The organism is Tateyamaria sp. GN1-10 (assembly GCF_055693845.1).
Genome location: NZ_JBVFUR010000004.1, coordinates 1,306,603 through 1,333,105, shown reverse-complemented (window position 1 = coordinate 1,333,105; position 26,503 = coordinate 1,306,603). Strand labels below are relative to the sequence as shown.

Annotated in this window: 22 protein-coding genes and 1 pseudogene; 15 read left to right on the top strand and 8 right to left on the bottom strand. The window is 57.2% G+C overall.

Annotated features, from left to right (window positions below):
• The first annotated feature begins 28 nt into the window (after positions 1-28).
• Entirely contained in the window at positions 29-916 is an 888-nt protein-coding gene (locus tag ACZ1HN_RS08375; protein ID WP_472727154.1) for a hypothetical protein, read from the top strand.
• A 63-nt stretch (positions 917-979) separates the two neighbouring features.
• On the opposite strand, the gene ACZ1HN_RS08370 is transcribed toward ACZ1HN_RS08375, so the two are convergent.
• Entirely contained in the window at positions 980-1,825 is an 846-nt protein-coding gene (locus ACZ1HN_RS08370) for a M15 family metallopeptidase (RefSeq protein ID WP_472727153.1), read from the bottom strand.
• Positions 1,826-2,058: 233 nt separating this feature from the next.
• Here ACZ1HN_RS08370 and ACZ1HN_RS08365 point away from each other — a divergent pair, with 233 nt between their 5' ends.
• The 5 genes from ACZ1HN_RS08365 (at position 2,059) to ACZ1HN_RS08345 (ending at position 8,642) form a co-directional block, all read left to right on the top strand.
• Positions 2,059-2,205: a hypothetical protein gene (locus tag ACZ1HN_RS08365; protein WP_472727152.1), complete on the top strand. Its 147-nt coding sequence runs from the start codon at positions 2,059-2,061 to the stop codon at positions 2,203-2,205.
• 821 nt (positions 2,206-3,026) lie between these two features.
• Entirely contained in the window at positions 3,027-4,907 is a 1,881-nt protein-coding gene (locus ACZ1HN_RS08360; protein WP_472727151.1) for a sensor domain-containing protein, read from the top strand.
• A gap of 1,529 nt (positions 4,908-6,436) precedes the next feature.
• The gene (locus tag ACZ1HN_RS08355; protein WP_472727150.1) at positions 6,437-6,703 is read left to right on the top strand and encodes a hypothetical protein; all 267 of its coding nucleotides are present in this window, start codon (positions 6,437-6,439) and stop codon (positions 6,701-6,703) included.
• Positions 6,696-7,901, top strand: coding sequence for an MFS transporter (locus ACZ1HN_RS08350; RefSeq protein ID WP_472727149.1), 1,206 nt, complete (start codon positions 6,696-6,698; stop codon positions 7,899-7,901). The genes ACZ1HN_RS08355 and ACZ1HN_RS08350 overlap by 8 nt, the downstream gene beginning before the upstream one ends.
• A 447-nt stretch (positions 7,902-8,348) precedes the next feature.
• Positions 8,349-8,642 carry a type 2 periplasmic-binding domain-containing protein gene (locus tag ACZ1HN_RS08345; protein ID WP_472727148.1) on the top strand — a complete coding sequence of 98 codons (294 nt, stop codon included), beginning with the start codon at positions 8,349-8,351 and terminating at the stop codon, positions 8,640-8,642.
• Between the two features lie 375 nt (positions 8,643-9,017).
• Here ACZ1HN_RS08345 and ACZ1HN_RS08340 read toward each other — a convergent pair.
• From ACZ1HN_RS08340 to ACZ1HN_RS08325, 4 genes and pseudogenes are all read right to left on the bottom strand, one after another.
• Positions 9,018-10,076: pseudogene (locus ACZ1HN_RS08340) on the bottom strand (IS110 family RNA-guided transposase).
• 451 nt (positions 10,077-10,527) lie between these two features.
• The gene (locus ACZ1HN_RS08335; protein ID WP_472727147.1) at positions 10,528-11,661 is read right to left on the bottom strand and encodes an aldo/keto reductase; all 1,134 of its coding nucleotides are present in this window, start codon (positions 11,659-11,661) and stop codon (positions 10,528-10,530) included.
• Positions 11,662-11,709: 48 nt separating this feature from the next.
• Positions 11,710-12,276 carry a nuclear transport factor 2 family protein gene (locus ACZ1HN_RS08330; RefSeq protein WP_472727146.1) on the bottom strand — a complete coding sequence of 189 codons (567 nt, stop codon included), beginning with the start codon at positions 12,274-12,276 and terminating at the stop codon, positions 11,710-11,712.
• Positions 12,277-12,357: 81 nt separating this feature from the next.
• Positions 12,358-13,260, bottom strand: a complete 903-nt coding sequence (locus ACZ1HN_RS08325; protein WP_472727145.1) for a LysR family transcriptional regulator — start codon at positions 13,258-13,260, stop codon at positions 12,358-12,360.
• Positions 13,261-13,861: 601 nt separating this feature from the next.
• On the opposite strand from ACZ1HN_RS08325, the gene ACZ1HN_RS08320 reads away from it, so the two are divergent.
• The gene (locus tag ACZ1HN_RS08320) at positions 13,862-14,272 is read left to right on the top strand and encodes a hypothetical protein (RefSeq protein WP_472727144.1); all 411 of its coding nucleotides are present in this window, start codon (positions 13,862-13,864) and stop codon (positions 14,270-14,272) included.
• 470 nt (positions 14,273-14,742) lie between these two features.
• Here the strand turns inward: ACZ1HN_RS08320 and ACZ1HN_RS08315 are convergent, their stop codons facing one another.
• The 3 genes from ACZ1HN_RS08315 to ACZ1HN_RS08305 all read right to left on the bottom strand — a co-directional run bounded on the left by ACZ1HN_RS08315 (position 14,743) and on the right by ACZ1HN_RS08305 (position 16,790).
• Positions 14,743-15,987 carry an ATP-binding protein gene (locus ACZ1HN_RS08315; protein ID WP_472727143.1) on the bottom strand — a complete coding sequence of 415 codons (1,245 nt, stop codon included), beginning with the start codon at positions 15,985-15,987 and terminating at the stop codon, positions 14,743-14,745.
• 90 nt (positions 15,988-16,077) lie between these two features.
• A complete protein-coding gene (locus ACZ1HN_RS08310) occupies positions 16,078-16,347 on the bottom strand; it encodes a winged helix-turn-helix domain-containing protein (protein ID WP_472727142.1) in 270 nt (89 codons plus the stop codon).
• Positions 16,314-16,790 carry a response regulator transcription factor gene (locus ACZ1HN_RS08305; RefSeq protein ID WP_472727141.1) on the bottom strand — a complete coding sequence of 159 codons (477 nt, stop codon included), beginning with the start codon at positions 16,788-16,790 and terminating at the stop codon, positions 16,314-16,316. Before ACZ1HN_RS08305 ends, ACZ1HN_RS08310 begins: the two co-directional genes overlap by 34 nt.
• A 223-nt stretch (positions 16,791-17,013) precedes the next feature.
• Here ACZ1HN_RS08305 and ACZ1HN_RS08300 point away from each other — a divergent pair, with 223 nt between their 5' ends.
• From ACZ1HN_RS08300 to yghX, 8 genes are all read left to right on the top strand, one after another.
• A complete protein-coding gene (locus ACZ1HN_RS08300) occupies positions 17,014-17,544 on the top strand; it encodes an EF-hand domain-containing protein (RefSeq protein ID WP_472727140.1) in 531 nt (176 codons plus the stop codon).
• Between the two features lie 98 nt (positions 17,545-17,642).
• A complete protein-coding gene (locus ACZ1HN_RS08295) occupies positions 17,643-18,638 on the top strand; it encodes a YHYH protein (RefSeq protein WP_472727139.1) in 996 nt (331 codons plus the stop codon).
• 20 nt (positions 18,639-18,658) lie between these two features.
• Positions 18,659-19,192: a YbhB/YbcL family Raf kinase inhibitor-like protein gene (locus tag ACZ1HN_RS08290; protein ID WP_299604785.1), complete on the top strand. Its 534-nt coding sequence runs from the start codon at positions 18,659-18,661 to the stop codon at positions 19,190-19,192.
• A gap of 20 nt (positions 19,193-19,212) precedes the next feature.
• On the top strand, positions 19,213-19,860 hold the full coding sequence (locus tag ACZ1HN_RS08285; protein ID WP_472727138.1) for a PEBP family protein: 648 nt from the start codon (positions 19,213-19,215) through the stop codon (positions 19,858-19,860).
• 195 nt (positions 19,861-20,055) lie between these two features.
• The gene (locus ACZ1HN_RS08280) at positions 20,056-21,273 is read left to right on the top strand and encodes an efflux RND transporter periplasmic adaptor subunit (protein WP_472727137.1); all 1,218 of its coding nucleotides are present in this window, start codon (positions 20,056-20,058) and stop codon (positions 21,271-21,273) included.
• 4 nt (positions 21,274-21,277) lie between these two features.
• Positions 21,278-24,391: an efflux RND transporter permease subunit gene (locus tag ACZ1HN_RS08275; RefSeq protein WP_472727136.1), complete on the top strand. Its 3,114-nt coding sequence runs from the start codon at positions 21,278-21,280 to the stop codon at positions 24,389-24,391.
• Positions 24,392-24,432: 41 nt separating this feature from the next.
• Positions 24,433-24,999, top strand: a complete 567-nt coding sequence (locus ACZ1HN_RS08270; protein ID WP_472727135.1) for a cytochrome b — start codon at positions 24,433-24,435, stop codon at positions 24,997-24,999.
• Between the two features lie 85 nt (positions 25,000-25,084).
• Complete coding sequence (gene yghX, locus ACZ1HN_RS08265) at positions 25,085-25,972, top strand: YghX family hydrolase (RefSeq protein ID WP_472727134.1); 888 nt, start codon at positions 25,085-25,087, stop codon at positions 25,970-25,972.
• Positions 25,973-26,503: the final 531 nt, after the last annotated feature.

Below are 26,503 nucleotides of genomic sequence, written 5' to 3'. Positions count from 1 at the left end.
CGCTAGGGTGGAACCGTTGAGTACAACGATGGATGAACCGTTGGAAAAAGCGTGGAAATTGCATCCTTGCATGGATAAAACGCTCTTTTCTTCGGGCGCTCAGACCGCAATGCGTAACCAAGGTCGCGGCGGCATAAAACTGCCGTTCCAGCACCTTATGGGCCACTGGCACCATGGATCACCGGTCAGAACTGAACCTTTTCCGCTGTGCGCCGGACTAACGGACCGTTGCACGGTTCATCTAAGGAGCGCACGAATGCCGAACCCAAAACTCACCAAGCTTATGAAAGACAAGTCGAAGATGATCTTCTTCGCGGGCTATTTGAAGCAGCAAAAGATGGAAAACTTTCTGGATTTCATAACGGCCAAACCAAAGCCCGAAGCCATCTACGACCTGTACATGTCCAAGAAACCGAAGGTAAAGCTACCCGGTCTTGATACCTACCGCAAGAATGCGCAAAGGGCGTACATTCAAGCGGTTCAAGCAGAGTTGGAAACGGCACAGGAGCGCGGCGAGCAACTGTCACGCGATGATGCGCACTACGCCGGATCACGAAGCCCGGGCATTATGGATGCGTTTAATAAGGCGCAGGCATACGCTGAAAACTATGTGACCAATCAGGCCATTCCGAACTGGAAAAAATCGCACAGCTACGAGAATCACGTCGGCACCCAAGTCGACGGCTCTTCGCTGGCATCCAAGCTGAAGTACCCCCCGACAGCGGGTCAACATCTGGCCGATGCCAAGGTCAACCTGATGCTTGGAAAGGCCGGTCTGGCCAAGTCCTTTGTGGATCTCGCGATCAAGGCCAAGATAGACAAAGAGATGAAGGGCAAGAACCCGCGCCACGCTGTGGCCTTCCCCAAGACCGCAGACGTGATCAAAGAGTTGGATAAAGTCCGGATCGCCGTCTGAGTGGAACACGTAATGGGCCGACCTTTTGCGAGGTCGGTCCGTTCATTTGCAGCAAAGGGCCAATCACAAAAGCCCCTGACGCTGCCACTCCTCGATCTTTTGGCGGCTCACTTCGAAATGCATTGAGTCTTCGCGGGAAAAACCAGCCCCCCAGATCCAACCTTCCTTCTTGAAAAAATCCGCCAACAGGATCAGGCCGAGTTGGGTACGCCCGTCGGCAAAATTGTCCAGCTGCCCATCGATGTTAAGGTCCACCGCCAAACCGTAAGCATGGGCTGACGCCGACGCCGCCGACCCGCGGATCAGTCGCACGCACAACGACCCGGACGACGCGATGCGCTTATAAAGCTCGGGCTCTAGCGCCTCAACCTCTGCAAAGACCTTGCGCAGCGAAGCCACGGCCGGTGCTAGCAACTGGACACGTATCGGCCCCACGGGCTCGTTCGCGATCAAGTCGCGGAGGCGTGGGTTCGTCAACCTTTGGCAGTCGTCGTTCAGATCGTTGTGCGGCAAACCAAAAGTTTGGCGCAGGAAACTTGGTGTCGCGAGCGACAACCCGTCGTTGACTGACCTCCGATCCGCGATCAGAACCACCTGCGCATAGTTGTCGCGCGGCCTGTCAGCTACGGGTTCTGAACGTTCCAGTGGCAAATCGGGGGTGGCCGTCAATGCGGGCCGCTGCAACGCGGTAATCCCGATGGAAGTCCGCGAGTCGAGCCCATCCACACGTGCGCGCAATGCTTCAAGCTCTTGCCGAAGGGCCCGTGTCTCTGCTTGCAGCGCTGCAAGCAAACCTATTTCCGAATCCGTCTCACGCGGGACGTCGGCAATCTGCCAGAGAACAGGAGCCGCCAAAATGGTGAGTGCTGCTAAGGACCCCGTAGCAACAGTCTTCCATCGATTGTTCATCGGGCAACCTCCTGTGCAACAAACACCCTGCACGGACGTTGCGCATTGGTAGGTACGAATTCCCGACGAAAAGGTTCGCTCCGTTGCCTGTAAAATGCTGAAAGCGCCTAGATCGAAAGGGCTTATCTTTGGAAGCTTCGACATCCTATCCGATGGCATAGACCAACAGTTTCAGCGGTTAGCTCGCAACGTCTCGCGGCAGGTTCGTGGATGCCGATGTTCATGGTGCGGTAATGAAGAAGATTACTCAGAAATCAACACGAAGCGTCGAAGTCCCTGAGGCGCTCGAACTAAGCGCTGCACAGAAAGCGACAAGGCAGTTTGAAACGTCGCGAGACCAGCGCCAGCGCAACTATGTGAATTTTGTCGAGAAGACCTGACGCACAGACTCAGTTGCCGCAGATCAGTTGCAACATGCTCTCGCGCAAAACGATCTGCTCACGGTTGCGGAAGACCCGTTCAAAGAGCTTGATTTCGGTATGAACAACGTTGCTGATGCTTATGCCATGTGGCTGGTGACCACATGGCTTGCCAGTGAGGGGCGCAAGGACCCACCACCAGTTGCTACACTGGGTGTGGCACGAGATCAGGTCAAAGAAGCCATCGCCACACTGCCCGTGTTTCTCTCATCAGACAATCGACTCAACAGGAGATGGCCAAAGCACACTATCTGCAGCCCACCTTGGTCAGTGTTACGCTAGCTTCTGCCATGTCGGATCCAACCTATCTGGAGCAGGTATAGGTAGCGGTTCGGCAGGGAGCTGTGATCTCCGGCATTGATCTGGAAGCATTTGATCTGACGGAAGCGGGTTTCGTTCTTAGGCAGTGATCTGCCCGGCTCAATCGCCGCGGCGTTCAAGAGCAATCTCGGGGTGCATCATAGCCACACAAAAAGCCTTGTTTTTCCCGTGCTGGTTCGGCCGATGTTGCGAACAAATCTTCTATCTCCTCACGTAGAAGACGGCCCCATAGTCGATATTCAGGGGGTTAGACCATCAGTTCGCCGGTTGCGAAGCGGAGCGCAAAAGCAGCCGTTATTTTATGCATATTGTTGCTGCAAAGCGCTGTGCCAAAAAGACCTCAGGTCTTGGGTTGTGGTGCACGCATTGAGCTTGAGGCCCCGCGACTTAATGCAATAATTTTTCGACAAAAAAAGATATTTTGTATTGCCGTATTAACGGTTTCTGTCAGCAAAACGACTATGAAAACTGCGTTTGCAAGCAGGAAAAACATGATACCGCCTGAGATCTTCAATCAAGTCGATGACAAGTGTAACGAAGGTCTCGCTCTTGCATCAGCCGACGCCGATGACGGAGCCGTCATGATATTGCGGTGGTGCAACAAGGCATTTTCCAAGATCACAGGGTATCGCGCCGCTGAAGCGTTAGGGCAACGCGGCACGATCTTGATCGGCGCTGACCTTGAGCAGGGCGTACACCTCCACATCATTGAAAAACTGATGGGATGGGAAAACTTTTCGACTGAAGCAACGAATAATCGCAAGAATGGTGAAACGTATTGGCAGCGAATGAGTTGGACCCACTTGTCCGACCCCGCAACGGGCGATCATTGGTGGCTATGCTCTATCATTGATTTGGGGAAACGACCCTCTGGTCTCTCTAAAGAAGCTCAGCCGCTGGCTGGCCCTGTTGAGGTGGGAAGCTACGCCAAGACGCTCGATAAAGTACATCGCTTGGAGAAAGAGAACACGCGCCTACACGAACTGGCCAAATCTGTGGCCAAGGACGCTAATGAAGACGCGCTCACCGGGCTTTCAAATCGCAGGCATTTTGAAGTTGAGGTGAAGACTTGGATCGAAGAGTTGAAGCAGCATGGGAAAGAGTTTGCTGTCCTTTATATCGACCTGGATCGCTTCAAGTTCGTGAATGACACACTCGGACATGATGCCGGCGACAGGTTGCTTGTTTCTGTCGCAGATATGCTACGCGAGCTCACGGACGAGTACGATTTGGTCGCGCGGTTGGGGGGTGACGAATTCGCAATTCTGCGCCCGCTCGGACACAGCGCCTTGGAAATCAGCAGTCTCGCCGACGAAATTGTGTCGCGGATGCAAACCCCCTTCCTGTGTGAAGGGAAATCGACGGCATGTGGCGCCAGTATCGGGGTCGCGATCGCCAAAACAAACATGCATGATCCCGACAGGATCGTCGCTGATGCCGATGAAGCTTTGTATCACTCAAAGGAACACGGCAAGGGACGATGGTCCTTTTTCACCGAAAAGATGCACGCCAAGTCAATCGCCACCAAGCAACTGGCGTCGGACTTGTTGCTGGCCTGTGAACGGCAAGAGTTCATCCCATACTTCCAGCCCCTTATTGATGCAGAAACCGGAATGATCGCCTCCGCCGAGACATTGGTACGATGGGCTCATCCGACCAGAGGCGTTCTGGCACCCGGAGCCTTTTTGGATACAGCGCGAAACATTGGTATTTTGAAGAGAATCGATGAAATCATGTTTGCGTGCTTGAAAGACGCGTTATCGCGTTTGGACAAAGCCGGCGTCCACCTTCCGCGGTTCGCAGTAAATGTATCTGCCGCTCGGTTGGCCGATCCAACATTTATTCATGACATTCGTAGTTCCGGTATCGCCCCCGAACGATTGACCATCGAAATCCTTGAGTCAGTCTATCTTGATCGCATAGGCGAAGTTGTTCGATGGACGATAGATGAGCTGGACGAATTGGGCGTAACCATCGCGCTTGATGATTTTGGCACCGGGCACGCCTCCGTTCGGGGGTTGCTGGAAATCCGACCGTCCATACTGAAGATCGATCGTCAATTCATTCAGCCGGTGGTGGAAGAAGCAAGCACGCGCCCGCTGGTCGCCTCGATTGTCGGCATTGGTAAGAGCCTTGGGATGCGTATTGTCGCAGAAGGTGTCGAAACCGAAGAGCATGCGCGTATCGTCAGCGACATGGGCTGCGACTACCTGCAGGGTTTTCATTTCGGTAAGCCCATGAGCTTGGAAGACCTTCGCAACCGACTGTTTGAAAATGGCGGTCTGTTCTGGCCGGACGCGATGTCAATTGAACCGGATCGGGCGCGGTACATCACCGGTTAACCGGCTTTGCGATTACTGAAACGCAGACAGTTTTTTCGGCGGTCATCTGTTCCCTAGCCATATCGACAACGCCCATGATCGTCTGCAACAGCGTCAGTTTGACGATTATCAAATGCGGTAAAGATCGCGCCTATGCTGAAGCCGTCACGGCAAGCTCCATTGCACGAGAAAAAGCCTCATCTTCCGACGGGAAGGTAACACTGGCCCCACATACCTGCCTGCGGCCTGGTCCGACCTCATAGACACAGGGAAGATAAACTCCTTCAGCAACCGCTGATGCGCATGGAACCCATCGCCCGCCTGGACCTTCTACGGCTGCGCCTTTGCGGACGTTCACCGCGCCAAATGGCAGTAAAGAAACGTCATCAAGCGCGTTTAAAACCTGGTGGATACTCATAACAGACCTCATTTTAGAGGCAGTATTCTGGTGTGTTTTGGCCAAAATGGGGCACATGTTCAGCACTTGCCCTGAAGGTGCCGTAGTTTGGCGGCTCTGAAGGAATTGAATGCACATTGCGGAGAATCGTCGCATGAATTTCTGTGGAAGAGATCACAAAAAATCTTTTCTTTGAATGACTTAGCTGGAGCACAGCGCCTCGGAAATCCTGTCCAATTCAACACATTCGCCCAAGATTTGTCTGATTTGAAAGGCTTTCAACCTGCGTACACTAGCGGCTACGGGGTATAGGGTGGAAACCTGAGACCTGTTTCGACCGAGCTCGAGTAGAATTCATACTTCCTTGCGGATCTCCCTGCGCTCAGGGCTTTGCAGTTTATACTCAACTGGCCGAAACATCATTGATCACGCCGATTGAAACCCTTGATCTTCCGTTACAGCCGATCAGCAGAAATCCAATCCACGGGGAGCGCACGGAAAATCGATTAACGTCAGCAACGGGCAGCAAGGCTGCGGTAACACTTCATTAACCAATAAGTGATCTAGCCACTACTACGTAGATCCAACCACTACTACGTATTTGTTTAAAGTTGTAACAGAAAGCCATCAACATGGGCCTCCGACCAAGTCGTCTATTTGAAGTTATCACACGTTTTTCTAGGGTTCTGCGCGATCTTGAAGAGATGGGGATTCGAGTCAAAATCTGTGACGATTTTCAAGAGTACCGCGCCCTTCGCAACCGGCAGATTGATCGCGGACCGATCTATCCGATGTTCGACGTTGCGAGCTCTTATGTTGATCACAACAATGGCTTTTGGATATGCGGTTTCGACCCGGATGGCGAATTGGTCCATACCCAAGCTGTGCGAATTCTTGACTTGTCCGGAGTATCATTGGCGACACATTTGGAACTCCACCGCCAAAAATACATCACCCCTGACTCAACGCCTGACCCTGATCAGACCTTTTTTCGGGACCTGAGGCACTCAATACGATTACAGGCAAGGTCGGCTACCAAGGGGACTTTTGGCTGCGTGCCAAGGGGCTTGCCGGTCCACGCAGCCAAGGCGCGACGGCGCTCCTCTCGCGTCTCCTGCTTGAGTTAACCGTAATCGCTTGGGATCCCTCGTTTGTGTTTGCGTTTGTCCCGAAACCTTTGGCTGCCAAGGGGGCGCATCTTCGCTACGGCTACATGCACTGCGAAGCGGGGCGTTGGATTGGCCCGGACCAACAGGTAACAGACGAAGACTACCTGATCTGGATGAGCGCCAAGGACTTGGCCAGTTCTTTCGCTCAAGCGACCAAAAGTCTGCAACGCCCGGATAGTCTTATAACCAAGCCAGCCGAACCGAAACCCGCCATTCAAATGGCGGATCTGAGTTCGGTAGCGAATGCCTGACCCCCATCATTCGACCATGAGAGCCAGCGGACCAAATCATGGCGCACCCTATGCTGCGAGCGCCATGGCCCAAGCAGCAATATACGGCCCCGTCGCGGCTCACGTCGCTTTCGTGATGGAACTGACATTGGTGCCTCTATTGCTGCCATCAATGCGTTCCCAGTTTGGCTTGTCACTTGGCGAATTGGCATGGGTATTCAATTCCTACAGCGTTGCAGTCGCAGTAGGCGTTCTAGTCGGCGGACTGTTCGGCGACGCATTTAAGACGACTAGGGTTTTCGGGTGTGGCGTATTCGCTTTTCTCACCGGCTCCATTTTACTCGCCGCATCAATCAATGCCGAGATGCTGATCGTTGGACGTATATTTCAGGGATTTGGTGCCGGCGTGTTTTCACCTCTGGTCCCGGTCTTGCTCACACGGAACGCGCCTGAAAAACCCGGTCGAATACTCATACTATGGGGAAGCCTTGCCGGTTACGTAGCTGCTTTCGCACCGCTGGTCTATAGCGGCATACTCGGTGTAGGAAACTGGAATCTCGCGTTCGGTTTTATAGCGGCCATTGCAGCCCTCGCATTGCTTTTCCATGTGTCGGCGCCCACTGCAGATGAACCGGAAGAGCTGCAAACTGAAACACCAGAGTACTTTGCGATTTTTCGTGCCAGACACCTGTGGTTGACGCTCGCCTACGTTTTCTTCACTTATGGAGCGATTACCTATTTTTTGTTCCGACTTCCGCTATGGCTTTCAGAAACGGGTGCCGAGACGACAATAATTGGTTTCATGCTTTCGACGTTGTGGCTGACTTTCTCAGCTTTAAGCGCCCTCTTGCGGAACAAAGTCGATCAAGATCACGTCCAAACAATCATGCTTGCAGCTCCTCTTCTGATCGCAACTGGTCTGTTGCTATCTTATAGTGAGAACATTTTTCTACTTATGGGCTCAACGATCCTCGTCGGAGCCGGTTTGGCTTGCAGCAACGCCCCTTCAACGCAGCTAATCTTACGACACGCGCCCAAGGGCTTGAGTGCGATTTCTGCCAGTTTGGATATAACCCTTGCACGGTTGGGCGGAATTATTGCGGTCGTATCCCTCGCCGGAACGGGAGTTTCCGTTGCAGGCCCGGTAATTTGCGCATGTTGTTTCGCTGCTGCGATTTGTACAGTCACGGTATTCAGGTTACCAACTGATCACACATGAAAATCTTGCTGAAGCCGCTGATAAACGCATGGGCTTCATTAAGCAAAGTTTCTACCATTGTTAGCAGCGGTACAAAACGTAGATCAAATCAATAGTGTAACGGTCAAAGGAAACATCCAACGACTACCTCCCCAACTGCGCTGCGGCCGTCATACCGGTCATTGGTCGCAACCTGACGCGTGTGATGTGGCTTCCTCGGACTGGGCATCGTACAGAATTTCAGTAAACCAGAAGATTGCAACGCGGGGCGGAGCGGTTGGCCGTCGCGGGCTTGAACGGTCCGCTGTGCGCCACCCGCAGTGCTTCAAAACCGTTCCAAGCCCGTCTGATAGCATGCAATCCCACAGTTAAGATCATGACAGATCGCAACACCGCCGTTCCAGCAAATGTTACGGAAAACCAGGGTCTGGAAGTCTTGAATCTAAGACTTATCGCAAAATTGCGAATATGATGATCGACGCCAAACAGCCCCAAGCTGCAAAGCCCGCAATCCATGCACCAGGCCGCGATTACAGCGTGGCGTTTGAGTGCAGCGGCATTATGAGCCAGAAAGCAGCTATTCGGGCCGGCTTCGCCGTCGGCATCCTGTATGAAAACAACGTTGAGCCTGGCATGAAAATTCTGACCAAGAAGGATAGTTTTCCGCCCCTTCCAAAGTTCAAACGTTCCATCGTGATCGCGACAAATGCACCGCAAGATCTCGCCCAGGCGATGTCCCGCGCCATCAAACAAGCGGTTTGAGGTTGAGATAAGCCGATGTGAGTTCTCAGAAGCGGTGCCCCATTTGTTTCATGCGGCACCGCTTATTAGCAACGCTGCCGAGAAAACCGGACGTGTGCTGTGCCCTATGCCTGTGAAAACATGTCGTAGTTATCGGCCCCAATGTATGTACCGGCTGCTGTTGGCAAATGATTTCTCGCATGTTCTCGGAAGTGGCTCATATGTATCCAGCCTACTGATCGACACGCGGGTCGTGGCCGTGTTGGGGTTACGCACGCGCCGTGGTCTCATTAGCGGCAAGGTCCAAATTGACCGAATGGGCCGTCAGCCTCTGGGGGCGTAATTGTTCCGCTCCATGCTTTCTTTCAGTCGCGAACTCCTCTGGGTCGATCCGACTTACACGCCGATGGCGATCTCGTCTCTGGGCGCGTCAAACGCCGTTTTATATCTCAAGATGCTCCACGCCATTCGTGCCAGCTTATTGGCCAAGGCGACAGCAAGCTTGTTGCGGTTCATCCGTTCTGCGGCTCGCGTCAGCCAATCTCCAAAGCTAAAGTCCGGCCAACGGTTGGTTCGCATCAAGATAACCTTGGCGGCCTGAACGAAGAGCATTCGCAGGTATCGGCTGCCACGCTTTGGTATCCGGCCAAGCACTGTGCGACCGCCTGTACTGTATTGTCGCGGTACGAGGCCAACCCAGGCCGCAAAATCGCGTCCTCGACCAAAGGCCTCGCCCGTTCCAATTGCTGCTACCATCGCGGTCGAGATCATTGGGCCGGTGCCAGGGATCGTCATGACGTTGATGCAGTTCTCTTCGGTGCGACTGATCTGTTCGATCTCCTTCGAGACGGTTTCGATCCGACCATCAAGCCAGAGCCAATCGCCATAGAGACCAATCAAGATCGTCCGCATGCGAGGTGATATCTCGTCCTTACGCTCTTCCAGGATCGTCTCGAATGAGTTCTTCAGAGCTCGCAAACCTTTGCGCACCGTGATCCCCTGTTCGATTAGGAAGGCGCGGATCTGGTTGATCGTGGCCGTCCGGCGCAACACCAGCCGTGACCGAACGCGATGCAGTGCCTGCAAGTCGAGCTGTTCCTGGCTCTTCTCCGGGACAACCGGCAGATTGGGTCGCAATGCCGCTTCAGCTATCGCCTCCGCGTCGTTGTAATCATTCTTCTGTCCTTTGATGAATGGCTTCACATAGATTGCGGGTATGATCCGAGGCTCGAAGCCCATCTTGCGGAGAGTCCGGCTCACAAAATGAGCGCTCAGACAAGCCTCCATGCCGACCACGCACCGGGGCAGCTTCTCAAACGTCTGAACCAGCGCCAGCCGTTTGATCTATTTGCGCATCACCAACTGCCCATCAGGGTCGAATGCCACGATATGGAATGTGTCTTTGCCGATATCGATGCCAATCGACATCAACTCATCAAAATCGTTCTCCGCCATGCTACTTCTCCTATTTGCAGGTGAAATAGGCCAAGCCTAACCGGCTGGGTGAAGCAGCCAGTACATCCCATTACCAGCCATTTGGTTCAGCTCGCACTCGCAACACCGGTTCCCAAAACCAGACGTTCGTGCCTTGTGCGAGATTTTGGGGCAACTAACGACTGCAGGCTCGGAATAAAACGCCATTTAACTGCGCTTGCGAGCTCGGACGTCGTTCGAACCAAAAGAACGCGGACAAAGCTGTTTTTGCTACATCCGCACCAATAGCTACCCTTGCAAACCAACTGCTGTCTTAGAGGCGGCTAGGATTGCGATCAATTGGTGCAACTTGAAACTCCATTGAAAGTGTTCATTTGTATTAGCCTGCAAGCGGCGGGGACTGCGCAGACAAAAACCGGATGTCACCGCTCAGAAGCTATGACATCCGTCTGAATCAAGTCGTCTTCGACACTCAGCTTCGTGCCGGAGCCTCCACGTTTGACCACTCCGCGACCATAGGTGGCATCCGCGCACCCTGAACTTTGATTGCGGACACCTGGCTGTTAAGCTCCGCCAGTTCAGTGGGTGTGAAGGTGACGTCGGCCGCCCCGATGTTCTCCAGCAAATGTGGCATTTGGGTTGTGCCTGGGATGGGTACGATCGACGGTCCCTGGGCCATCAGCCAGGCCAAGCCGATCTGACCAGGCGCCGCATGTTTGCGCGCACCCCAAGTCTTCACAAGATCAACCAGCGCGAGGTTCACCTCGCGGTTCTCGGCGTCCATGCGGGTGGTATTGGCTCTGAAATCACCAGGGGCAAAGCTGGTGCCCATGTCAATCGCCCCGGTCAGGAACCCATAGCCAAGCGGACTAAATGGGACAAAGCCGATGCCCAATTCTTTGCACAGGGCCAGCAAACCGTTTTCCGGCCCGCGCCATAGCATCGAGTATTCGTTCTGCACCGCGGCCACCGGCAGTTCGGCGTGGGCGCGTCGCAGCGTGTTCGGCCCCATCTCTGACAGGCCCCAGTGCAAAACCTTACCCTCATCCATGAGGTCGCGCACTGCGCCTGCCACGTCCTCAATCGGTACGGTCGGGTCGACGCGGTGCTGATAGAGGAGGTCGATCCGGTCCGTGCGCAGACGGCGCAAAGATCCCTCGACCGCCTCTTTGATGTGGGACGGATCGCTGATCAGACCGGGCGCCCATTGTCCTGTTTCAATGTCGACATTAAAGCCGAACTTGGTCGCGATCTGAATCTGGTCACGAATGCTGCCGGACGCTTCACCAAGGATCCGCTCCGATTCATGTGGACCATAGACTTCGGCGGTGTCGATGAATGTCACGCCGTCATCAACTGCGCGGCGGATGATCTTGTTCATCTCTGCTCGGTTCGGGATGGTTGTATGGAAGGTGCGGCTGTGGTTCTGCACGCCAAGCCCGATGGCCGATACTTCGAGTAGTCCGAGCATACGGCGGCCTTGCGACGCAGTGGCCGTCGCGGTCGTCTGTGCGGCGGTGCGCGTGGAGGCCAGACCGCCCAAAGCGAACGCGGCGGCCCCTGCGGCCAGAATGGAACGGCGGGTTGGGTTGATAGGTTTGGTCATTGCGGGTTTCCTCGGGTTCAGATGTTTGGATCAGAACTAGTTGCTGGCTCAGCTGCCGGGCGTGTCGCGAACGAAGGTGTTGCCGCGCTGTGCCGTGGCGGTGAACGTCATGGCATCGACCTTCCAGCCCGCTTCTGTTTCGACAAATCCATGCACATAAGTGCCCCAGACCTCCCAAAGCGCGCCGCCGCCATTCTCGGGCAGTGCGCCCCGCTCCATCCGGTTCCAGGCATATCCGTGGGACAGCATCGTGGTCGTCCCATCGGCTTCAAAGGTGACGCGGTGATTGCCACGCAGATGGAAAGACGCCTTTTCGTCGGTGAGGTTGCCGGACCAGCCTGTGATCAAGGCATCTGCTGGGATCGTGGCGGGCTCGCCCCCGACCAGTGACGTGAAATCCACGTCAATCGTCTCGGTAAAGAACGAGCGTGCCAGCGCCCAATCCTTGGCATCGACGGCTGCATCCAAAGCGTCGGCGATGCGGATCATTTCAGCCTGCGCAACGAGCGTGTCCAATGTGACAGGCGTACCGGCCAAGGGCTCCGCGTTGGCAAATGCAGGCAACGCCGCCGCGAGTACGGTAGCAAAGAGAGGGGCATTAAGAGCGCGTTTCATTATGTGTCTCCATCGCTTCGTGTGATGGGGCTAATCTGGAGCACGCTTCACATAATGAAAAATTCTATAAAAATATTTCATTCATGCCTTTTGGGCATTTATATCTTCCACGATTACTCGAAGCCTTTGCGTCAGATCTCCGGCGTTTTGCCGGGCGACAAAAAGAAACTCTATCGGAACCGATAGGCCCTTTACCTCATGAAAACGCACATGCTCGGGAGGGCGGTGCTTGTTGGCCGAGTTTACAATGGCGCAGCCGACCCCTGCCGAAACGAGGCTGAGCATCGTTGTTTCATTCTCGGCTTCCTGCACGATGGTCGGATCAAATCCGATGCGAGCCAGAGCAGCGTTCAACGCATCATGGTAAGCGGGCGCTACAGCGCGTGGGAAGGACACGATGGGTAACCCGTCGATGTCTCCAAGGTCGAGTGCCCCTTCCTTTTCGAAGTCGAGGTCGACCGAGGCGGCCAACATGACATTGTCGACGCGCAGCGGCAGGATCGACAAGGCCTCATCAACAAGGTTTTCCTGCCGGTATACAAAGGCCGCGTCCAGATCTTCTGCCAGGACCGCATTGATCTGTTCTACCGATCCCATGGGTACAACATCCATGCGCACATCCGGATAGGTGCGGGCAAATCGGCTTAGCGCTTGTGGCAGATGCCCAGACCAGGACGCACTTTCCAGCAAGCCAATGCGCAGGTGGCCCGCTTCCCCTCTGGCGATGCGTCGCGCTTCCTCTGCGGCATCGTTCGATGCCGCCAGGACCGCCCGTGCGCGTTCGGCAAAGGCACGCCCGGCATCGCTTAGGATCACGCGGCGTCCTTCGCGGACAAGCAGCTCAACACCTAGCTCAGCCTCAAGGTCCCGGATCTGACGGGACACTGCCGGTTGGGCAATGTTAAGGCGTTCGGCTGCATGAGTGATCCCCCCATGATCAGCGACGGCCACAAAGTATCTCAGATGTCGCAACTCCATTTCCATGCCTCGAAGCTATCATTTGCTACACTATTTAGCATTGGAAGGTATCTCTACGAAGGGCCATTCTCGTCCCAACTCGTGATGGAGGCGAAAATGCTAACAAAACGGAACACCGGACCACTCTTTGGCTTCCTGACGGTCCTGTGCTGGTCGGGATACAATGTTGCCACCAAACACGGCATCGACACAGGCCATCACCCCACGCGCTGGCCTTCATGCGCTTTGCAGTGCCTGGGCTCATCGTGATACCGATACTTACAGTCCTGCACATGTGCGGCAAGGCAGTTGTCATTCCGGTACGACGGCTAATGGTCCTGATCCTGCTGGGCGGCCCGTTGTTTGGACTGTTCGCCGCTAGCGGTTATGTTCATGCCCCCATGTCACACAGGTTGCTCTTTACGCCGGTCGCCGTGTTCGTCACAGGAAGTGTTTTGGGGCACCTGCTGCTTCGGGAAAATATCACTTCCGACCGCCTGATTAGGGCTACGATCATGTGCGCAGGTCTTGCCATAATGGTCGGGCTTGACCTCAAAGGACTAGGCGGGACCTGGGCGCGGGGTGCGGCGCTGTTCGTGCTGGCTGGCGCAATGTGGGGGGCTAAACCGTGCTGCTCCGCCTGTGGCAAATCCCCATAGTCGAAGGTACCCTGGCAGTCACCGGCGGCTCCGCCATCATCGCAGTGCCGTTGCCGGCCATTACAGCCTCCGAGACGCTGCTAGTGACGCCTTCATCAGCAATTGCCCTACAAGTCTTCATGCAGGGACTTGTCGGTGGCTTTATCAGCGTCGTGACCCTAATCGGCGCTGCCCGATCGCTGCCGGTGCATGTTTCGGCGCTGTTGCCCGTCTTCACCCCCATCGTTGCACTTGGAATTGCAAGTGTCGTGTTGGGCGCAGTTCCGAACGCAGCCGAGATGGCGGGGACGCTCATCATTGCCACTGCGTTCATGATAAACCTTGGTATTTTGAAGCGCAAAAAGTGGCTAACGGCAAGAACTGCCACAGGTCACTCATAAAATCGCGCCCGATTAGGCCTCGTGCAATTTTGCCTCTTCTTCTTAATTGGTGCTTTGCTGATTACAGGCTTTGAGGTGTTCGGACCGTTTGTGATGCTCTCGTTTGAGATGGTATCTTGGATGTGACTACTTGCCACCGCACGCCAAGATGCAGTGCAGTCGGCGCGTGGTGTTTGCATGAAATCCGCAAGAGAAACGACAACGTGTCAGGACGAACTGCGTAGGTACATCGCCTAAGCCCGTCGCCTTACATCATGATGCCATGTTGCTTTTCGCCGTAGCTTGCCGCACGAACAAGTTGGACTCATCGACAGTCATTCACCCTAACGATCACGTGTGTCCACTTTCATCAGGAACCGGGTCCACCGATGCTTGAGGGCGCTTCGCATCTCCACCATTCCTCGTCTTCGCGCCGGAGCTTTGCACAACTGAATCTTTAGCTGGTGGCTCCTCAGCCATCTTTGCTGGCTTTAATTTGCGAGTGGTAGCCTTACAGTTGCGCGCAGGCCAACAGTTGGCAGGTTGGTGAGCGTCACCGTTCCGCCATGGGCCGCGATGACGTCGCGAACGATGGCCAGCCCGAGCCCAGCGCCCCCCGTATTGCTGTTGCGACTGTCGTCGCCCCGCACGAAGGGGTCGAAAACGTCAGCAAGTTTGTCTTCGCTGATGCCCGGGCCGTCGTCATCGATCGTTATGACAGCCATGTCTGCATCGCGGGTCACCGTCGCGCGGGCGGTATTTCCATATTGCGAAGCGTTGTCGAGGAGATTGCCGATTGCGCGCACAAGTGCGACCAGACGGCCACGAACAGTGACTGGGTCATCACATTCGAAAGAGGCCCCCCGCTCCGCACAGGCCCGTTCAACCAGCGCGCCGAGGTCTAGGTCGCGCATCGCCTCGCTCTCTCCGCTTCCGCGGGCATAGGCTACGAGCCCGTCAGCCATCACCGTCATCTCTTCGAGTGTACGGATCATCGCGTCGCTGTCCTCGGGCTCAAGCATCTCGGCCCGGATGCGCAAGCTGGTAATCGGTGTGCGCAGATCATGGCCCACGGCGGCGAGCATGCGCATGCGTTCTGCGTCGAAGCGGGCGATGCGCACCTGCATATCGTTAAAGGCCGCCGCGGCGTCTCGCATCTCGCGCGGCCCCTCTGTCTTGATTAGAACCGTGCGATCCCCACGGCCTGCACCGCGGGCGGCGGTGGCAAGTTCGGTCAACGGTTGAGTCAAGCGGTGCACGAAGATCAGACCGACCCCCAATATGGCGGCCAGTGACAGTCCAAGGATTAAAAGGAATGCACCTTCTTCGATCCATGGCGGCGGCGGGCGCTTGCCGCGTGACCGAATGTTCAGCCATTGCGCTTCCCCATCCTCGGCGACAACCAGGCGCACGGATGCCGCGACGGCCACCCTCCTGCCGCCTTTGTCATCATCTGGCTGGACTCTGATTGCAGTTCTCACGTCCCGCCCGCCAAGCGCTTCGGTCAGCGCCTCGGAGAGGGCGCGGGCACGCTGCGTATCAAGTTGAGCTCTCACAAAGGGCGTCGGATCGACTGTCACTCTGGACGATCGGGTCGAAGCTGAGTTGGCCAGCCCAGGTCGGGCCTGCGGCACAGCCGCTTCCAACGCAGGCACCAGTGAGACAATGCGTTCCTGTTCGCGCGCGATCAGCGCCGCGCGATCCAGGCGGATCTCGCTCGTAGGACAGGACCGCAAGCGCCAGCAGATTTGCACTGACAAGCGATACGGTCAGAAGAAGCGCAAAGCGCCCCGCGATGCCGTCAGGCAGAAATCGTTGCAACCTGTTCAAACGTGTTCCACATCTGCGGTGAGCCGGTAGCCCCCGCCCCATTCGGTGACGATCAGGCGCGGAGATGACGCATCCACTTCAATCTTTCTCCGCAATCGGCTCACGCTGTTGTCGATGGCCCGGTCATATGCCTTGGCGTCACGACCGAGTGTCAGGTCCAGCAAGCTGCTGCGGGACATCACGGTTTGTGGATGATCAAGCAGGACACCCAGCAAACGGCTTTCCCCGGATGTCAGGGCAACGGCGCGCCCATCCGTGTGCCGCACTTCCTGCGCATCGGGGTCGTGCGTCCAGGAGCCGAACCTTCTGCGCCCCTTGGCCACCTGCGGCGCGGGGGTGGTCTGCGACGCAGTACAGCGCGGATGCGCGCCACAAGTTCGCGGGGGTTGAACGGCTTGACCACGTAATCGTCGGCGCCAAGCTCCAAACCCACGATGCGGTCAGTCTCATCCGCCATCGCGGTCAGCAGGATTACAGGTGGGCCACCGCGAGCCACCAGCCATCGACACAGGCTTAGCCCGTCTTCGCCCGGCATCATCACGTCCAGCACGATCAGGGCCGGATCACTCTCTTCCAACAGGCTGCGGGCTTCCATCGCATTGGCGGCCATCTGTGTGCGCAGGCCCTGCTTCCGCAGATACTTGTCCAGCGGTTCGCGGATGTCGCGGGCATCGTCCACGATCATCACCTGAGGGGCCGTCTGCTCCATTTCGTCTCCTGTAACGGTCCGGTTTGTGCCTGTTCTAGCGGCATGTGGCCCGCGCTCCGAGTCTGAGCGCCATTTCATTTGTCGCAATTTGTGTCAGCGCTGGCCATTGCGACAGATCGCGACAAACAAGATCCCCGCCCGACAAACCTTTCTGGCACGACATGTCCATATGGAAATCAGACGAGGCGAAACGGCGCCTCGATTTCCAAGGAAAGGACAACCGATGAACCGACCGAAAATACTGGCTGTGACCGCAATTGCCCTAAGCATATCTGGCATTGGCGCCGTCATCGCCAATGCGCAAGACAGCGCCGCCCCAACCCCGCCCCCGGCCACCGAAGGCAAGATGACCAAAGCCGACATGCGCGATGACCACGGTGGAAAGCGCATGCGTGGCCACGGCGGCAAGATGCGCGGTGGCGAGATGCTGCGCGATATCTTTGACGCAGCCGATGCAGACAGCGATGGCGCCGTCACGCCAGAGGAGATCGAAACCTACCGCAACGCGCTGGTGGCAGAGGTGGACGCATCTGGCGATGGCGCCCTGTCCATCGAAGAGTTCGATACGCTGTACCGCAGCCTCACGCGCTCGCGGATGGTCGACGCCTTCCAAAGGCTTGATGCAGACGGCGACGGCCAAATCGCGCCGGAAGAGATGGAGCGCAGCGTTGCGCGCTTTGTCGAACGGATGGACCGCGATGGCGATGGAACGCTGACCCTGCAGCGGCCCGGGCGACCCGCACCGCAAGAGTAACTGGCTGACGGCGACCTGTGCCGCCCCTGTTTTACATCAAAGGTGTCGCTATGCTCTTTGTGATCAGGCGGCACCTCTCAGACCGAAGAGGGACACAGATGCAAACGGGCTTCTCGATCAAACAACCGTTTTTGACCTTTGCTCTTCTCTCGACCTCTGTAGGCATCATGTCAGGCGCGGCACTCGCCCACAGCGCGGAAGAGCACTGCGCCGCCGTCATCGCGTCGGTGGAAGAGGCGGGGTTTTCCGACGATGTGACCGTCACCTGCGAGAACGGCGCAGCCGTGATTTCGTCAAACACATATCCCGACCACGAGATGATGACAGGCATCACCGGGACCAATGAACAAGTGCCAGTGCCCGCCCCGGGCTATGACGCGTCGATCCCATTAGTGGCCGTGTTGGGCGATACACCACAAACACGCGACGCGGCGCTCGGCGTGGCCGTGAACGGTGTGCCGATCTTTGACTACACGGGCGGTGGTGAGATGACGGAGGAGGACCTTTACCACCACCAGACCCAGCATGATACGTTGCAAACCCAGCAACTTGATGTGTGCGGCGGCCATGCCGGGCGCGGGGATGACTACCACTATCACGTCAAGCCTGTTTGCATGATTGCCCAGATGGAAAACGCCGGGAACACCGCGATCATCGGATGGGCGTTCGACGGTTTCCCGATCTACGGCGACAACAACCCGGACGGCAGTGCAATTCCGGACGGGGTGCTTGATGTTTGCAACGGGCAGCCGGACGCAACTTTTGGCTACAGGTACCACACGTCCGAGGGTGCGCCGTATATCGTGCAGTGTCTCATGGGCGAGGTTGCAGACATCCGCGCGTTGCCCCACGTCTCTCCGCTTGTTGATGCCGAAACGGGCCGTGGTACGGAACCGGGCCGGCCACCGCGCGGCGGCGTCGAAAACCTTGTTTTCACCGAGGGTACCGACGGCACCCGCAGCATGGATTACAGTTACGAGGGCGAGGATTACTACATCCGCTACAGCCCTTCGGACACGCCTGACTGCTATTTGTTCGAAACCCGCACCGTGACCAATGGTGGCGAGGTCGTTACCGGTGAGTATTGCCGATGAAAGGTGTCGCTGCATCGTTTGTGATAGCTTACCTGCGTTGCGTCGGATTCGAAGGCCAAGCACTGGCAGAGGACGCCTTCACGCTGTCGAGTCCGGCGCTGACCGAGGACAGCTTTTTACCTGCATATCTGAAATGCGTCCGCGATGGCGGCGACGGCGCGTCACCGCCCCTGGAGTGGCACGGTGTGCCCGATGGGACCAAGAGCCTTGCCCTGACCATGCATCACTATCCGCGCGGCACGACCGAAGGCGTGGACGCCCCCAGTCACTATTGGCTGCTGTGGAACATACCTGCCGATGTCACCGTGATCGAGCGTGGCAATCCCACATCGATCGGTGACGAAGGCGCGGACAAGGATCGGACCCACACCGGCTATACTCCGCCATGCTCGCCCGGTGATCGGCAGCACGAATACACCATCACGATCTACGCCCTGAACGCGCCCATGGACGATCTGCCCGGATATGACGACCGACAGGTCGACTGGCAGATGCTGACCGGCGCCATGGAGGGCAAGGTCATCTCATCCGCCCAGCTTTCGTTTCTGAACTGACACCCAAGAAGGAAAAGACCATGATGCGCACCATCCTTGCAGCACCCCTTATCCTGACGGTCGCGCCAGCCTTTGCAGAGCCTCTCACTATCACCGCGGACATATGGGCGGACAATTGGTTCGAGATGTCGGTGAACGGCACCAAGGTGCTGGAGGACAGTGTTCCCATCACGACCGAGCGGTCTTTCAACGCCGAAACCGTCACATTCGCCGTTGAGTTGCCAATGACCATTGCGATCAAGGCAATGGATTTCAAGGAGAACGACACTGGCCTGGAATATATCGGGTCACGGCGGCAGCAGATGGGAGATGGGGGCCTGATCGCGCAGTTCGTGGATGTGGACACTGGAGAAACCGTTGCCGTGACGGATGACAACATGCGTTGCCTTGTCGTGCACCACGCCCCGGTCGATCGGTCATGCGAGGCGTCCAGCAATCCGGTTGCAGGCAAAGGTGCATGTGCATTTGAGTTGACCGAAGAGCCAGCGGACTGGACCGCCCCGGGCTTTGATGCATCGGACTGGCCCAAAGCCACGCTTCATACGGCCCGTGCTGTCGATCCGAAGGATGGCTACGACACCGTAAGTTGGTCCGAGGACGCCCAGTTCATCTGGGGCCCCGACCTAGAGCGGGACAACACCATCCTTTGCCGTGTCACCATCGAGTAAATGTTCGATCCCCGCACACCCAGCGACGGAGGCTGACGTGCAAACTGGAAAACGCATGACGGGACTATTGATCACCACACCGCTGTGGGCGCGCGCAAAGCGGGTCGGAAGTATCCGACGTTCTGGAACCAGGCCGTTTAAGCAGCACTATTCGATATGCTTGATGGGATCGTCCCGGGCACGATGGGGGCAGTTATGAACCTGGCAAAGCAAGTCCTCGCAACACTTGGGTTGGTTTCATGCGCAACGCTGGTTGCGTCACATTACTCTCCGGATTTCAACACTGCCCTGGGCGGGTTGGGTGTTCCGTCTAACCTTCTTGAAGCGATTTCCAGATCAGACGATCAAACAGTGGATGCAAGCGAGGTCAGAGCTCCGCGTGGGCAACGTGGCAGGTCAGCGGCGATCGTGACCACCGCAGCGGTGTCCACGGAGACGATCAGCGAAACGGCACAAGCAATAGGCTCTGCTGAGGCATTGCGCTCTGTTTCGGTCGTTCCGTTCGAGAGCGGTATGCTGACCCATGTGGCAGTCGCTTCCGGAGATATCGTTGCCGTGGGTGACTTGCTGGCCCGGCTGGATGCAGACACTGAGCAAATCGCACGGGACCGGGCGGCTGTGACCCTTCGTTTGGCCGAAGCCGAGTATGCGCGGTACGAACGTCTGGCTCAGTCCAATGTGGCCTCGCAGACGGAACTCGACACGCTGCAGGCAGAGCGGGATGACGCGGAACTCGCCTTGCGCGAGGCAGAGGTTACGCTAGAGCGGCGTTCGATCTTTTCGCCTATTGGTGGCGTTGTGGGCATCGTTCCGGTCGAGATTGGTGACTATGTCTCCACCTCGACCGAGATCGCCATGGTCGACGACAGATCACAAGTCATGGTCGATTTCTGGTTACCTGAAAGGTTTGTGGGCTTGCTTGCGCTCGGCCAGCAGGTCACGGCAACGCCACTGGCCCTGTCCGGCATGCAGCTCGACGGGCAAATCAGTGCGATCGGCAGCCGGGTGCAGGTCGACAGTCGAACGATCCAGGTGCGCGCGTTGATCGACAACCCGGACGACCTGATCCGCCCCGGCATGTCGTTCAGCGTCACGACGGCTTTTGACGGCGATACCTATCCCGCCGTCGACCCGCTGGCGGTGAATTGGGACGCCGAGGGCTCCTATATCTGGGTCGTGGAAGACGGTGTTGCCACGCGCACGAGTGCCGAGATTATTCAGCGCAATGTCGAATACATCCTGATCGCCTCGGACATCGGGATCGACGCAGAAGTGGTCACCGAAGGCGGGTTGAACGTGCGCAATGGCGCCCGGGTCGTCGTGCAGGGCGCTGCTGTGCCGGACGTGGACGCCCGACCCGGCAAGGACCGCGCCGACCTGTCCCCGCCGTCCACCTCTGAAACGGAGGGGTAGGCGGATGGCTCAAGAGGCGCCTGCGACGGCCCCGTCCACCCTGTCTGACATGACAGCCCTTTTTGTGCGGCGACCCGTTCTCGCGATTGTCGTCAACATGCTGATCCTTGTCGGTGGCCTTGCCGCGCTTTCGGGGGTTGCCGTTCGTGAGCTGCCGGAGGTGGACAGCCCGACGATCACGATCAGGACCTCCTATTCCGGCGCATCGTCAGAGACCATGGATCAGGAAGTGACCGGCATCGTGGAATCCGCAGCCGCGCAGGTGTCGGGTGTCAAATCGATGTCTTCGTCATCGTCCTACGAGGAAAGCCGCGTCACCGTCGAGTTCACGACGAGCACTGATCTGAACGTCGCGGCCTCAGATATGCGGGACGAGATCGGCCGGATCGGCAACAGCCTGCCTGACGATATCGACGATGACCCGACGATTGTGAAGGCGGACGCGGATGCGGAACCAATCATGCGATTGGCCGTAACGTCAGAGACAATGGAAATCGACGCGCTGACAGACCTTGTCGATGAAGAGGTGGTGGATCGCCTATCTGCCGTCGAAGGTGTGGCCGAAGTCTCGGTATTTGGCGAACGCGAACAGACTTTCCTGATCGATATCGATCAGGCGCAGCTTGCCACGCGCGGCCTGACGGTCGCTGATTTGATAGATGCCTTGGATGATGTGGCGCTGGACGTGCCTGCCGGATCTCTGGAAAGCAGCGCGCAGGATTTCACGGTTCGCGCGACAGCCTCGTTGCGCACACCGGAGGATTTCAATCGCCTGATCATCGCCGATGATGTCCGACTGGCCGATATCGCTGTCGTGACCCTTGGACCAGATGCAGAATCCTCGGTGCTGCTGGCCAACGGTCATTCGGGGCTTGGGCTCAACATCATCCGGCAGGCCGGTTCGAACACGCTGAGCATCTCCAACAGCGTGCGTGATGTCGTTGCGGCGATGCAGGACGCATTGCCCGAGGGCGTCGATATCGCGGTGACCAGCGACGACGCTACATTCATCAATGGCTCAATTGTAGAAGTGTTGAAATCGCTCGGGCTGGCCATCACGATTGTGGTCGGGGTGATTTATGTATTCCTGCGGAATGTGCGGGCGACGCTCATCCCTGCGCTGACGCTGCCTGTGGCCTTGATCGGGACCATTGGTGGCATCTGGTTGGCGGGTTTCTCGATCAACATCATCACGCTGCTGGCGCTGGTTCTGGCGACCGGCATGGTCGTGGATGACGCCATTGTCGTTTTGGAAAACATCGTCAAAAAGCGGGATGCGGGTATGCCGGTCCGGGCCGCCGCGGTGCGGGGCACACGCGAGGTGTTCTTTGCGGTCATCACGACAACGGCCACGCTGGCGGCCGTCTTCATTCCGCTGTCCTTCCTACCCGGCACGTCGGGCGGCCTGTTCCGCGAGTTTGGGTACGTCCTTGCCATTGCGGTTACCATTTCTTCTTTCGTCGCGCTGTCGCTTTGTCCGATGCTCGCCTCGCGCCTGCTGTCGCGCCGCGTGCCCGAAGAGGCCAAAGTCCCAACCGGCCTTGTCGGGCATGTCGGTGCATGGGGCAGCCGCAGATACGCAGCCATTTTGCGTTACTGCCTGTCAGCCCCGCTTGTCGTAATAACTGCCGCAGCCATTTGCTCGGGCTCAGCCTGGATCACATACGGCACGTTGGAAGAGGAATTGACCCCGCCGGAGGACCGTGCTGTCGCGCTGTTGCGGATCAGTGCGCCCCAGGGCGTCAGTCTGGACTACACCGAAAGCCAACAACGCCAGATCGAAGCGCTTTTTCAACCGTTTCGAGACAGTGGAGAAGTCGAATACATCTTCTCCATCGTTGGGCGCGGCAGCAGCAACGAGGGACGTATGGTCATGACCTTGGCGCCCTGGGATGAACGCACGCGCAGCCAGAGCGAGATCGTGGCCGAGATGAACCAGCTTATCGCGTCGGTGAACGGGGTGCGTGCCTTTGTCATCCAACCCAATTCGCTGGGCATCAGGGGCGGTGGGCAAGGGCTGCGCATGGCCATTACCGGCAGCGACTATGACGTGCTTGCGACGGCTGCTGACGCATTGATGGCCGAGTTGGAGCAAGACCCGGACATGGGCCGCATCCAGCTGTCCTACGAGACCACGCAACCGCAGATCCTGATCGACGTCGACCGCGAGAGGGCGGAAGATCTGGGCATTGATATCGGCGGTCTTTCCGACGCCATGCGCGCCCTCTTGGATGGCGACGAGGTTGGAGAGGTGTTTGTTGATGGCGATGCGATCCCGGTCAAACTGATCTCGACCACCCACCCGGTCGACGATCCCACCGACCTCGAAAACATCTTTCTCAAAGCATCGGACGACCGGATCGTCCCGATGTCGTCCATTGTGTCGGTTCAGGAAATGGCCGTAGCTCCGTCGCTGGACCGCGAGGAACAGCTGCGCGCGATCACCATTTCGGCAGAGCTTTCTGATGACGTGGCCTTGCGCGACGGGATCGAGCGGATCGAGGCGGCAGCGACCAGCATCCTGCCGCCCGATGTCGGACTGATCCCGTTGTCCGAAGCGGCAACGCTGGACGAGACATCCAGCGGCCTTGGCATGGTGTTCGGCTTTGCCATCGTGATCGTCATCCTCGTCCTGGCCGCACAGTTCGAGAGTTTTCTGTCCAGCCTCATCATCGTAGGAACCATTCCGCTTGGCCTTGCCTGCGCCGTGTTTGCGCTGGCCTTCACGAGCATCAGCCTGAATGTCTACAGCCAGATCGGTCTGGTTCTGCTGGTGGGGATCATGGCCAAGAACGGCATCCTGATCGTAGAATTTGCAAACCAGTTGCGGGACACCGGCTTGAACGTCCGTGATGCAATCGAGGGCGCGGCCCTGCAACGCCTGCGCCCGGTCATGATGACGATGGTCTCAACCGTGCTGGGCGGCGTGCCGCTGGTGGTGTCGACAGGTGCCGGGGCAGAGGCGCGCGTGTCGCTGGGGTGGGTGATTGTTGGTGGGCTGGGTCTGGCCACATTGGCCACTCTGTTTGTCACACCCGTGGTCTATCGGCTGCTGGCCGGTTTCTCAAAGCCGCAGGCGGAAGAGATGAGGCGGCTTGAAGCCGAGCTTGCGTCGTGACCGTCAACCGCTGTTCTGCATCACGTTTGAGGAACTAACATATGCACTATGATTTCATCTCGCGCCTGAATCACTGGATCATTGCAATCGCGATCATCGGGATGCTGCTGTTTGGGCTTTACCTTGAATATGGCGGGTTGGAGCGTGAAGCGCGCCGACCTTTGATCGGAGTCCACCGCTCAGTCGGTGTCCTTGTTCTTATCTACGGCGCTTGGCGTATGGCCTGGCGAGTCATGCGGGGCTTTCCCGAACCGGTCTCGACCATGCCACGCTGGCAGCACCGGCTTTCGAAATGGGTGCATTGGAGCCTGTTGTCAGGTATCCTGATCATGCCGCTTTCCGGCATAGGATTTACCATCTTTCGCGGGCGAGACGTGAGCGTGTTTGGCTGGTTCTCGATCCCGGGCGTGGCAGAAGTACCTTGGATCGTGGCTATGTCATCTGCAATTCACCAATATGTTGGCCTTGGCCTGTGCACGATTGTGGTGCTGCACATCGCGGCTGCGCTCAAACATCATCTGATAGACCGGGACCCGACACTGACGCGTATGATTTCGGGCCGAGCTGTCCCAGCCTCGGACGGCTCAGTGTCCTCTGACAATCAATGAGCCTCTTTCGAGAGACCCGGGACGCGCCGATCCCGCCCAAGCTAACACTGCTCCACCACACCATTCACCACAAGGGAGACTTTCAATGAACCGCATGACAGCCAAGGACTTCGATCAAGAGCTTCTTGATCTGTACGACTTTTACGCGCACGGAAAGATCACGAAACGCGAGTTTCTGGACCGTGCGGCCAGGTTTGCCGTCGGTGGTCTGACGGCAGTGGCGCTGCTGGACATGCTCAGCCCCAACTACGCGATGGCACAGCAAGTGTCGTTCAATGATGCTGACATACGCGCCGATTACATTATGTATCCTTCACCGAATGGCACGGGGGATGTGCGTGGCTATCTGGTGCGGCCGGCCGCGGCGGACGGGCCACTGCCTGCGGTTCTGGTGATCCATGAAAACCGCGGCCTCAACCCGTACATCGAAGACGTTGCGCGCCGTTTGGCAAAGGCGGGGTTCATGGCGTTGGCGCCGGATGGCCTGACATCGGTTGGCGGCTATCCGGGAAATGACGCCGACGGTCGCGAACTTCAACGAACCGTTGATGGGGTCGCGTTGATGAATGACTTCTTCGCCGGTTTCGAACATCTGCTTTCACGTGACGACAGCACTGGCAGCGTCGGCGCTGTCGGTTTTTGCTATGGCGGCGGTGTGGTCGGCGCGATTGCCGTGGCATACCCGGAACTAGCCGCCGGGGTCCCCTTTTATGGGCGGCAACCCGCGTCAGGTGACGTCCCGAAAATCGAAGCCCCGTTATTGATCCAGATGGGAGAGCTGGACGAGCGCATCAACGCGGGGTGGCCCGACTTCGAAGCGGCCCTGAAAGCGAATGACAAGGTGTACGAGGCCTACATCTACGAAGGCGCAAACCATGGTTTCCACAACGACAGCACGCCGCGCTACGATGAGGCCATGGCTGAATTGGCGTGGGAACGGACAATCGGGTGGTTCAACACTTATCTGTCTTAGTGTTCGATGCGATTGGGCCCGCAGATAAGCCACCGCCCCAACACTCCTGCGCCCTGCAGCTTGGGTTGATCCGCTGATTGATATTTCGCTCGCCAAAGCCGGCCACACACCACTCACGGAACTACGGCTTTTGCATGCGGATGTGGAATGTTTGGCGGATCCGTTGAGACATGCCCGCCGCGTGCTTCGCTCAAAAAGCCGTCCTTCCACTTTTTCGCCAAAACGCATTGCTGTAGAGAAGTCGGCGCTGGTTGCGCGCAGGACGCCGCGCGAGCCTCGCACATGGCTGAACCAGTGTTTTGCTCGACCCCCTCCTCGCCGGATTGAATGCCTGCCGCTGTAGAGCCGACAATTTTATCACCCGCTGGCGAAATCTGATTTTTTAACAGAATCAATCATTTCGTCGCCATTCGCCTCTCAGAAGTAGTTCGGCAGGTCAGGATCCTTTTGAGTAGTTCGTGGCTGTCAGACCCAAAGTTCTGTTGTCGAGCGTACCCTGCCAAAGAAATGAAATTATCCTTAGCTTCGCCT